A 9511-nucleotide genomic window follows, 5' to 3' on the forward strand; every position below is an offset into this window, starting at 1 on the left:
TTTCGTGACGTGAAAGTAGTTCCTGAAAGTGTAGGAAGTTAGCATCCCGGTACAGCTCGGACTGTTTGAGAGAAATGATTTTAGCCGCGAGCTCGTCACCGAGTGCATGAGCAGGCTTGCAATTCGTGTTCTTGTGAATCAGAACCGCAGGCCCTTCCTGGATAAATCCTTTCTTTAATCTGATTACCTGGCGATTGCTTAAGCCTAGACTAGATGCAGCCTGTGCAAGGGTAAAATCTCCGTCAACAAGCTTTTGCAATATGGTGTACCTGTTTAGTTGTTTTTGGGACAATTGATAATGCACCTCGTTGTTCATAGTGACATTTTATCGCGATAATCTACAAGGTGACATTATCACAAGTTAAACACACCTCAAAATACTTAAATATTGACGGTGATAATCTCAAATTATATAATAATTCTCTTTTACACATAGTCGGATATTTTGATAATTCCGGAACTCTGACTATATCTTCCGAATCACTAACTAATTTTGGATATATCGCAAATTCAGGAATCATAGATACCGATTCTGGGTCATTAATTAACTATGGTTACCTTGATAATTCTAAAAACCTAGATATTAATTCAAAATCACTAATCAACAATGGGAGTATTGAAAATTCCGGAACCTTTAGTATTGATTCAGGGTCTTTAACTAATAGTGGATCCCTTGAAAATTACGGAACCATAAGCATAAAATCAGCAGGTAATACTGAAGGAATTCTCGCAAATACAGGAGAGATTTATAATGAAGGAACTATAGACGGAGAATCAATAATAGTTGATGGAATCTTAAAAAATAAAGGAGTCATAAATGGATCGATTTATATTCCTGCAGATATGACATATGATGATAGTGGAGATAGTGGCAATGTCGATGGCCAATTATAATTTTATTCTTTGCAAGAATTTTACAAAGAGTGGCGTTCCCATTTCTAAAACCACTCAATTTACTTTAGCAGATCCATTTATAGTTAGCTTAGTTATATTAGATAACTTGGAACCAAATTCAGAATTTACAATAGAGACCGTTTGGAAGTATAAGACACAAGTTTTATTTCATCACAAGAAAAAATTTAGAGTTGCTGCAAATAGTATCTGTCATCGGTTCGAGTCCTTTATTAAAATGGCGCAGATCGAATACAAAAAAATGTATGGATCCTGGAATGTTTCCTTAATTATTAATGGAAATGAAGCCTCTAGCCTAGATTTTATCGTGACCAATCCAATGACTAATTACGGAAACAATAATTGTAGATATTCCAATAATAGTATCATTAACATATCTTTTTAGACGTAGCTAAGCCTCGTATTTTGGGTACGGGGCTTAGCATTTACTGTTGAAAATTTCCAGGAATCGTATATAGTTAAATTAATATTCTTATTCATAGGAGGACATACCATGATTCCAGCAGTTAATTTTGGAAAACTCTTGCTTTCCGCAATTGCTTGCTATAAGGCACAAAATTATACAGAATCAAATAATTTATTAGCTAAAGCCTTACTAATAAATAAATCCGATTTTACGGCCAACTTCTGGAAAATGAGAATTGTGGTAATGCAAGAAAAGTGCGAAGAAGCTATTAATCTGATTACCGTTTGTAGAAAATTAAAGCCTGCTGCAAGGGTTAAAGATTTGCTAGAACCTTGGGAAAAATATTGTCTAGGAAAAATTAATGAAACAAATGATAACACTATCGATATTCTTGCTTTGAATAATGATACGGATAACTTGCTGGAATATTATCAGCACCATCGAAGTTTTCGATTCTTAGACATTGTATATGCTGTTTTATTATATTTCGGAGAAGCGCCTTTGCTTATCCCATTCAATCTATCTGTAGACATGACAGCCATTATATCGGGACTAATATATACACCTATCATCTTAGTTTATTACTATAATAAAGCTACATTAGTTCCTAATATCTACGTTGTCGTTCATTATGGGATAAATAAAATTCGCCAAATACTTAAATCTAATTCATTTAGATTGTCCTGTCTCTTTATACTTTTATTAACTACAATTATTTTCAAAAGGAGATTAGATTTTACCCATATTAATACTACTATATTTATAGTATCAGCCTTCTTTTATCCTATATTTGAAGAACTATTTTATAGAGGTTTTTTATACGGATATTTAAAAAAGTATGGTAAAGAGCTATCGTATATCATTGTGACAGTCGTCTTTTATGCAGCACATATGGAATTATCGAATTCATGGCATATTGTCCTTTCCCTTATATGCCTCTTAGTTTATGATCAAGAAAAAACTATACTGGCCCCAATTCTTATTCACATAATAAATAACATATTAGCAGCTGTGTTTGTTCGGTAATTAAAGAATGACACATATTCCGGCACTTGGAATGCTTATAAAAGCAACAATACCCATAACCTACTAAATGTAAGTTATGGGCGTTTTCTTCATAGTATCCTGCTAAATTTTGTATGTTATTTAAAAATGTTGGGTAGTTTTATTTTACAATAGATAAAGCTTTCCCTTGCTCTTCCGTCAGGCTAACAATCATGTATCAATCCATCAGTTATCGACAAGGCCAACTATTATATCCTGGGCAATACTCTGAAGTTTCCCTTGCCAAACCTGAAATCCTGATACCATTCTTCCCTCTGCGATTCTGGATAGATTTCTAGAAGCTCAATAACCTTTAGGCAAACTTGACCGAGCCTGAACCCGCCGCTGTTATAATTGTTCCGTCACGAACCGCGAAGACTTCGACATAGTCGGACTTGCCGGCATAATCCGGCACAAATTGTTCAAGGAAGCCCGGTCCGTTGCTAGTATGTTTTACCCCTTTTAACAAACCGGCCCGGGCCATAATTATTGTACTACCGCAAAGCGACCCGATCGGCACTCCTTTTCGATGAAACTCTATCAGCAAATTCTCAAGCGACTGAATACCATCAAAATATTTTTTATATATCGGATTTTTCTTCTGCCACATCTCGCCGCCAGGCAAGATCACCAACATTGCTTTTTCCGGGTTAAGCTCATCCAACGTGATGTCAGGCAATACTTTCAGCCCATCCATGGTCGTAATCGGTTCATTAGAGAAACCGACGGTAACGACCAGAAGATTCGCTCGCCTTCTTATCTCACAAAGGGCAATTACCGGCTCCCAATCAGCCATACCGTCGAAGACAAGCACATAAACGCTTTTCCCTGTTGCGATATTTTCCATTGGAGCCCTCTCCTCGCATATTTTGTAAGTTCTGAGCGTTTTTCTTTATAAGGATGCTAAAATTCGTAATATTATTTCGTAATAATTGGAATTAATGTAGAACCACCTATTCGCCGATTTTTCCAACCGGTGGCTCAAAATTAAACCGGCTAAAATGGCTCAATTTTCAACTGGCTTGCCGTATTTACATGCTTCACATATTTCGTGAAATGCTGCTCCAATATCTTTGTATTTTTTGCTTTTGCTAATCCAATTAGACAGCTCTACCATTGTATCCTTCGGGCCACCTCTACCCGCAAAGTAATATTCCCAGCATAACCCATCACTAATTTTTCTGTTAAGGGCAGGACAATATCTTTCATTCTCGCAAAATTGCTCTGATTTATCCAATGCTAGCCCCTCCCTTGCTTTCTAACACTTTCACCATTTCTAGGTTATGTATATATTCCTGTTCCCGATAATTTGAGTAACATTTTGACAATATATTCTAGTCCTTCATCATAATTAGTAAAAATCTTTTCATCAAAAATTATCCCGCGTTCCAAAAAACAACAAAACCAAGTTCCATCTTCTTCATAAAATTTAAATCCATCAACTAATGAATTTCTGCTATGAGAATACTTCGCTTATTTTTATGATTGACACTATTATATCTAATTAGTAGCCCAGTTCATAAAAATTTCTAATATTTCTTCGAGATTCTCTGTTCCTCCTGCCCCTTGGAAACATAGTCACTAACTTTACAATGAACCCAGTCATCCTTAGACCGCTCAATTTTTAATGACTCGAAGAATTTATTTTTAAGTTCAGTATCAACCAAATCAATACGGATTCCCCATCCTGGATTATCTAATGTATCAATTCTTATGCCATAAGAGTGTTCCCAAGAGCCATTACAATTGTTCTTATACCAAGCTTCCAACCACTTTAAGTTCATATAACGCAATCTTCTTCTCCCGGAATTTCATCTGGATCAGGCTTTCTCACTCCACCAGGAGCATCTGCCCAGAAGCATTTTTTTCATCATTCCAAACTATTTGAACCTCTTTTACCCCAAAGAACAAAAGAATCCCGCGCATTGCTCGTCTCATTCGCAACCCAAGTCCCAGTATCAGAAGCCCATGTTGCAACAGCCTGACCAGCAACAACTAACTCAATATATTATCTTTTTTAAACTACCCGTAAATTATTACGAAAATGAATTGCTTCCGCTATGTGTTGTCCATTTATCTTTTCACTTCCGGCAAGATCGGCAATAGTTCGCGCTACTTTGACAATACGGTCATATCCTCTGGCACTTAAATTCATCTTTGTAAAAGCCTGTCGCATCAGGTCTTGTGCATCACGGGTCATAGCGCAGATACTTTTTAACTGCTTGTGACCCATCTGGGAATTACAATAAAGACCATACGAACTCAAACGGCGATATTGGATTGCCCGTGCTTCTTCCACCCGCCGGCGGATAACCGCGGACGACTCGGCAGTTTGATTGCTGACCATTTCACTGTATTCCAGACGGGGAACATGAACGTGAATATCAATCCGGTCCAATAACGGCCCGGATATTTTTTTTGCATAGCGGCGGATTTCCTGCTGACTGCAAGTGCACTCTTTGGCCGGGTCAGTTAAAAAACCGCACGGACAACCGTGAAGAGAATACCTCGACTGCCATGACTTTCACCGTACATAAAAAAGTAATGCCAGAAAACGAAAACTGCGGCAATACACCCGGAGAAAGAATCCGCTGGGCCCGCTTTGAAATTGGTCTTGATATTGTTGATGTAGCCCATGGAACCGGTCTTTGTACAGGCACTATCAGCCGAATTGAGAATGGCCGGGCTCAAACTGTTGAGATAGAGACCCTTAGAAAGTTAGCGCCAATTTTAAAACAAACTATCGCATTTTTAGGTTGCTTCGACCTGCTACCGGAAAGTACTCTTGCCGAGCGCATCAGGAAAGCGCGACTCATCCATAGGTTGACCAAATCGGAGTTCGCCGCTAAAATCGGCACCAATGAAAAAACGGTAAGACTTTGGGAGCGTGGTAAATGTAGCCCAACTATAAAATCAATGAAGATATTAGCTCCCTACCTCGAAATCTTGCAATAAAATTTACATATTTTAATGTTCCCTAATGGTCGCTATACGAATTTATGTTAAAAGTAGGTGCCCCTCCCCCGCCTATACCTAAGGTCTGTATCACGGAAGAATTGTAATTAACCGTTGCACCATTCATATTTAGTATACCATCCGCATATATACCGGCAACTTTTGAACCACTATTGCCGGCAACATTTCCCCCAGCAATAATTACAGTTTGCGGTGCCGAACCTCCATTTAAACTTACATCGCCAGTAGCCATTAACATTCCCGTTCCCTTTCCACTAATTACAGAAACATCATTAAGGGCGCAATTCCCATTAGCATATACTTTGGATACTGCATTTTCTAAAGTACTGTTTATTGACCCACCATTAAACGCAATAGCATTGTATGCTTTCCCAGAATTATTTGCCAATACTGTAACATTACCACCTATTATATTTGAACCACTATTAAGGGTAATAGTTCCTTGGGCGTATATTTTTATATTTGCATTGGAAGAACCTTCAATAGAACCACCATTAAAGGTAATATTTCCCGTACTGTAAATTGTTATATTATCACCGGTAATATTCTTGCCTAAGTTTAAATCCCCATTAACATAAATTGTCACAGATTGCCCTTCGGAAACACTGTAATTGTAACTATACATCCCGTAATTGCCATCATAATAGTAAGCAGAATCAGATAGAGTATAGGTGCCATTGTACCATTCACCATTTGCCCAAGTGGATGTAATATTTGTTCCGCTTTCTGTTATATTAGGCATCGACAACATTAACGAATTAACGTCTAAATTGCCATTGTCAGTTAACGATTGAAAACCGCTACTGACAGCAGAGGGTGTATAAATAGTGTGTTGATTGCAATAAGCTGTACCGTTAACAGTATTTGGGGTACTACTGTTAACAATAATTTTACCATTTGATGCAATATCGCCATTTATTTGCGGCTGATTAACAGTCATAGTCCCCACTGAAAAAGTTGCATACTTGAATACATTACTGCCACCGCCACCACCTGATGTATAAGTAACATTTACCAAGACTTTTCTTGTTTCGTTCCCGACTTTTCCTACGGATGTAATTGTGTAATTACCAGTAGCAGGCGCAGACCCATTAGTAATACCAGGAATACTAACTTCATACGTTTTTGTTGCATTAGTAAATGGTCGAGGATTATTAGGACCTATCCAGGACCAATCTGTATCTGCATTCATAAACCCCGCGAATGCTCTTTTTGCTCCTGCTTCAGCGGCATATTGCGCTTCTATACCATCTCGATTTATTGAATTAAAGTGTATTGCCGCTGTCAGCATTGGCATTAATGCCATAATCATGAGGCTGAGAAATACCATTACACCAACCGCCAAAACAGTCGCAAATCCTTTTTGGTTTCTAAGCAAATAAGCCACCTCACAGTTAAGGAAGATCAAGTAATGTTACTACATCAGTTGTCATTGTTGTTACGGGTGCATTCTGAGCCGCTTGGTCTTGCAAAGTTAGGCTGACAGTTATCTTCCTTTTGCTAGTATCATCGCGGGTAAATATTATTGATGCTGAAGACGGAATTCTATTTATGGCAAACCTCTGTATTGTGCCGTTATTATGATTAATTAGCAATGTATGTGCATCCGTACCAGTACCGACACTGATGGTATGAGTTTCAGTTACACCATTTACTACAATTGTATAATCAATTCTATTTGCAGTATTTTTCGAGCTAGCGACAAATGCTGGATTTGTAATACTGGTTGCATAACGAATCTCATGCGTGATTTGGGCAAGGACATCCCTTAAATTATTCGCATTAGTTCCCTGTTCCATTGAATATTGATAGGCACTTATTGATGAAGAAAGAATTTCACCAATGCCGGCTAAAATAATCGAGAGCAGCGCCATACCAACAAGCAATTCAATTAGAGAAAAACCCTTACTATTTTTTAAATTCATCTCAATTCCGCCTATTGCTTCTTGTAATAATAATAGTTTTCAATACTAACCGAGCGTTGTACTGTGGAGCTAGGTTCACTCCATTTTACTGTAACTTGTACAGGAATAACATTAGCATCTAATGGTTCAGACATACTACCACCATTTTCAGAAAGCGAAATGGTATATTGAACACCATTACTTGTAATAGGTGCAATTGATGCTGGAAGTGAAAAAGCATTACTTCCATCCTGAGTTTTCAGCCCTTCAAGAGTTTTTTGCGCCAAATAAACGGCTTGATTGTAATTTCTTGATCCCATAGATGTCCTAACAGATTGTGTATAGGCATATGCCAAACTAACAAGAGCAATAGTAAGAATCAGCATTCCAATAAGAACATCTATCAGCAAAAAGCCTTTTTGCGATTTTACCATACTCCCTTTTGCTTCCTCTCTAAATACAACTCATATACTCGAATTCCGTTCTGGATGCATTCAATACCGCAAATGGGTATGATTAAAAAACGTAAACCAATCCATAAATTATTTGTACTGGGGTAAAGAATCGCAAACATCAAGAAGAAATAGTACAACCAAAATTTTGCTATTGCCAAGTAAAAATAAGGAGTAATAAGGTCTTTATTTTTTCGAATATGATAGATAAATATTGATGCAATTGCAACAATCAATAAGATAATTACCATTACAAAAATTGAAGTATTCAATTTATATCACCCGCAAAATCATTTTATTTCGGTTATTTCTGCTGTAATATGAAAATCCCCTGCCTTTTTGCAGAAAGTTGTATGATAATTAACAAATAAATAACCTGCCAAAGGCAGGTATTTTTTTGCGTAAATCTTTCCACATTTTTATCATGCTGTGGATCTCGCATGCGGATCCATGCAGTAGTTTGGAGGCTAGTTGCTCACTCTTTTAAAGATTTTTTATGTTTTTTAAGTAAATCCTCAATCGCTTCGTCAAGTAATCTACTTTTTGGTATACGAGTTACTTTTGCCAATTCATCAAATTCTTTTACTAATTCATTTTTTAACGACGAGGTGAACCTGGTTCTATATTTTAAATATGGTTCGGCCATTGTATTTCCTCCAATATATATACTGTATTTATAGTGTATTTGATAAACTATATTAATGTAATTGGTTGCACATAGTGACTATGTAGTGTATATTATGAGTAATTTTATCTTTAACTATACAGATAGGAGATGGTTTAGTTTGGATACACAATTACTGCTGGACTGGTTGTATGCAATGAAAGCTAGTTCATCTCAATACCCCAATGATATGTATTCTGTTGGAGCAAGAAAAGCATACCAAACTATAATTGACCTGATTAATGCAGGAGCTTTTGTTAAAAATGAAAAGGACGCTAATAAAGTCGTCAATCCTTAGTGTACGGTAAAACGGCTTTGTCCTTCGGGCATTTTGTCGACGAGACCCTTATAAAAGAAAACCAGCATAAAGATTGGCCATTAGAGCCAGGCTTTTCTTACATAAAAAAATCCCCCGCAAATCGGGGGATAGACCTTGGTTTTATTATATTTTACTCTTGTACTTTTCCGCTAAATCACATAGCTTAGCCCCAAGAACTGAATTAAAATTCCATTCATCGACTACGCATCTTGAAAATGCAGTATATCTCTTATCTTTTGGCGGCAGCACGTTATTTTGAGCTTGATTTCTTATTTTCTCTAATTCACTTTTTATGCTTTCTAGCTGTTTTATACTACCTTCTCCCGGAACCCCTTTTTGGCGATCCAAAAGCTCTTCTTCCACTTCATAAATTACAATATTTATCTCATTTAAAAAATCATTAATATTATAATTCATAACAATATCTCACCTTAATAAATTATAAAATTCGCTGACTTTTTCGTTCTATAAGCCTGTTCCTATTATTCTCAACTTAGCTTCTCCATTTTCTTTGGTGAGTTCAACCACAAAGGATTTTCCTAATATCCAAGAATCTTCTGCAATATGCCCGTTTCCTGCTTCCCAATAAGAACCCCAAAAAGTTTCTTGTACGGAATATGATACACTATAAAGATCGCCATAGCCATTTACATGGGGCACCTTTCGGGCCTTAACATCTTTGTAAGCTACTATTTTTTCTCCATTAAATATGGATTTTTCCTTGAAATGATCTAAATAGAGTATAAATAACCGATTTACTACATCAGTATCTGACAAACCGTTTACTTCGCTCAATGAAACTCTTGGTTCAAATTTCGCATTATCACTACTTGT

General features: G+C 36.9%; 15 protein-coding genes and 1 pseudogene. 4 read left to right on the forward strand and 12 right to left on the reverse strand.

Annotated elements, in window-relative coordinates; genetic code table 11:
• The coding region (locus LUCIF_RS22015; RefSeq protein WP_207858272.1) for a helix-turn-helix domain-containing protein at window positions 1–316 on the reverse strand (316 nt) is incomplete at its 3' end.
• Window positions 317–345: 29 nt separating this feature from the next.
• Between LUCIF_RS22015 and LUCIF_RS22020 the strand changes: the two genes are divergently transcribed.
• Both LUCIF_RS22020 and LUCIF_RS22030 read left to right on the forward strand, forming a co-directional pair.
• Complete coding sequence (locus LUCIF_RS22020; protein WP_165866116.1) at window positions 346–894, forward strand: hypothetical protein; 549 nt, start codon at window positions 346–348, stop codon at window positions 892–894.
• 511 nt (window positions 895–1405) lie between these two features.
• Complete coding sequence (locus LUCIF_RS22030; RefSeq protein ID WP_122629993.1) at window positions 1406–2344, forward strand: CPBP family intramembrane glutamic endopeptidase; 939 nt, start codon at window positions 1406–1408, stop codon at window positions 2342–2344.
• A 331-nt stretch (window positions 2345–2675) separates the two neighbouring features.
• Here LUCIF_RS22030 and LUCIF_RS22035 read toward each other — a convergent pair whose 3' ends face one another.
• The 5 genes and pseudogenes from LUCIF_RS22035 to LUCIF_RS27100 form a co-directional block, all read right to left on the reverse strand.
• A complete protein-coding gene (locus LUCIF_RS22035) occupies window positions 2676–3209 on the reverse strand; it encodes a DJ-1/PfpI family protein (protein ID WP_122629994.1) in 534 nt (177 codons plus the stop codon).
• Window positions 3210–3368: 159 nt separating this feature from the next.
• Window positions 3369–3599: a hypothetical protein gene (locus LUCIF_RS22040; protein WP_122629995.1), complete on the reverse strand. Its 231-nt coding sequence runs from the start codon at window positions 3597–3599 to the stop codon at window positions 3369–3371.
• 292 nt (window positions 3600–3891) lie between these two features.
• Entirely contained in the window at window positions 3892–4146 is a 255-nt protein-coding gene (locus LUCIF_RS22045; protein ID WP_207858275.1) for an immunity 53 family protein, read from the reverse strand.
• 233 nt (window positions 4147–4379) lie between these two features.
• On the reverse strand, window positions 4380–4709 hold the full coding sequence (locus LUCIF_RS22050; RefSeq protein WP_279386982.1) for a magnesium chelatase subunit ChlI family protein: 330 nt from the start codon (window positions 4707–4709) through the stop codon (window positions 4380–4382).
• Window positions 4710–4721: 12 nt separating this feature from the next.
• Window positions 4722–4847: pseudogene (locus tag LUCIF_RS27100) on the reverse strand (ATP-binding protein); the annotation flags it as partial.
• A gap of 59 nt (window positions 4848–4906) precedes the next feature.
• Between LUCIF_RS27100 and LUCIF_RS22055 the strand changes: the two are divergent.
• Window positions 4907–5317 carry a helix-turn-helix domain-containing protein gene (locus LUCIF_RS22055; protein WP_122630003.1) on the forward strand — a complete coding sequence of 137 codons (411 nt, stop codon included), beginning with the start codon at window positions 4907–4909 and terminating at the stop codon, window positions 5315–5317.
• 22 nt (window positions 5318–5339) lie between these two features.
• Here the strand turns inward: LUCIF_RS22055 and LUCIF_RS22060 are convergent, their stop codons facing one another.
• The 4 genes from LUCIF_RS22060 to LUCIF_RS22080 form a co-directional block, all read right to left on the reverse strand.
• Entirely contained in the window at window positions 5340–6716 is a 1377-nt protein-coding gene (locus LUCIF_RS22060) for an autotransporter outer membrane beta-barrel domain-containing protein (RefSeq protein ID WP_122629996.1), read from the reverse strand.
• Between the two features lie 16 nt (window positions 6717–6732).
• Window positions 6733–7263: a PulJ/GspJ family protein gene (locus tag LUCIF_RS22065; protein WP_122629997.1), complete on the reverse strand. Its 531-nt coding sequence runs from the start codon at window positions 7261–7263 to the stop codon at window positions 6733–6735.
• 11 nt (window positions 7264–7274) lie between these two features.
• Complete coding sequence (locus tag LUCIF_RS22070; RefSeq protein WP_122629998.1) at window positions 7275–7676, reverse strand: type IV pilus modification PilV family protein; 402 nt, start codon at window positions 7674–7676, stop codon at window positions 7275–7277.
• Window positions 7677–8169: 493 nt separating this feature from the next.
• The gene (locus LUCIF_RS22080; protein ID WP_122630000.1) at window positions 8170–8340 is read right to left on the reverse strand and encodes a ribbon-helix-helix domain-containing protein; all 171 of its coding nucleotides are present in this window, start codon (window positions 8338–8340) and stop codon (window positions 8170–8172) included.
• Between the two features lie 139 nt (window positions 8341–8479).
• On the opposite strand from LUCIF_RS22080, the gene LUCIF_RS26285 reads away from it, so the two are divergent.
• The gene (locus LUCIF_RS26285; RefSeq protein WP_165866117.1) at window positions 8480–8656 is read left to right on the forward strand and encodes a BTB/POZ domain-containing protein; all 177 of its coding nucleotides are present in this window, start codon (window positions 8480–8482) and stop codon (window positions 8654–8656) included.
• 144 nt (window positions 8657–8800) lie between these two features.
• Here LUCIF_RS26285 and LUCIF_RS22085 read toward each other — a convergent pair whose 3' ends face one another.
• Window positions 8801–9094, reverse strand: a complete 294-nt coding sequence (locus LUCIF_RS22085) for a hypothetical protein (protein ID WP_122630001.1) — start codon at window positions 9092–9094, stop codon at window positions 8801–8803.
• Between the two features lie 48 nt (window positions 9095–9142).
• On the reverse strand, window positions 9143–9511 hold a 369-nt coding region (locus tag LUCIF_RS26290; RefSeq protein ID WP_207858285.1), incomplete at its 5' end, for a hypothetical protein.

The organism is Allolucifera butyrica, assembly GCF_900476375.1.
Taxonomy (GTDB): Bacteria; Bacillota; Negativicutes; order Sporomusales; family UPPP01; genus Lucifera; species Lucifera butyrica.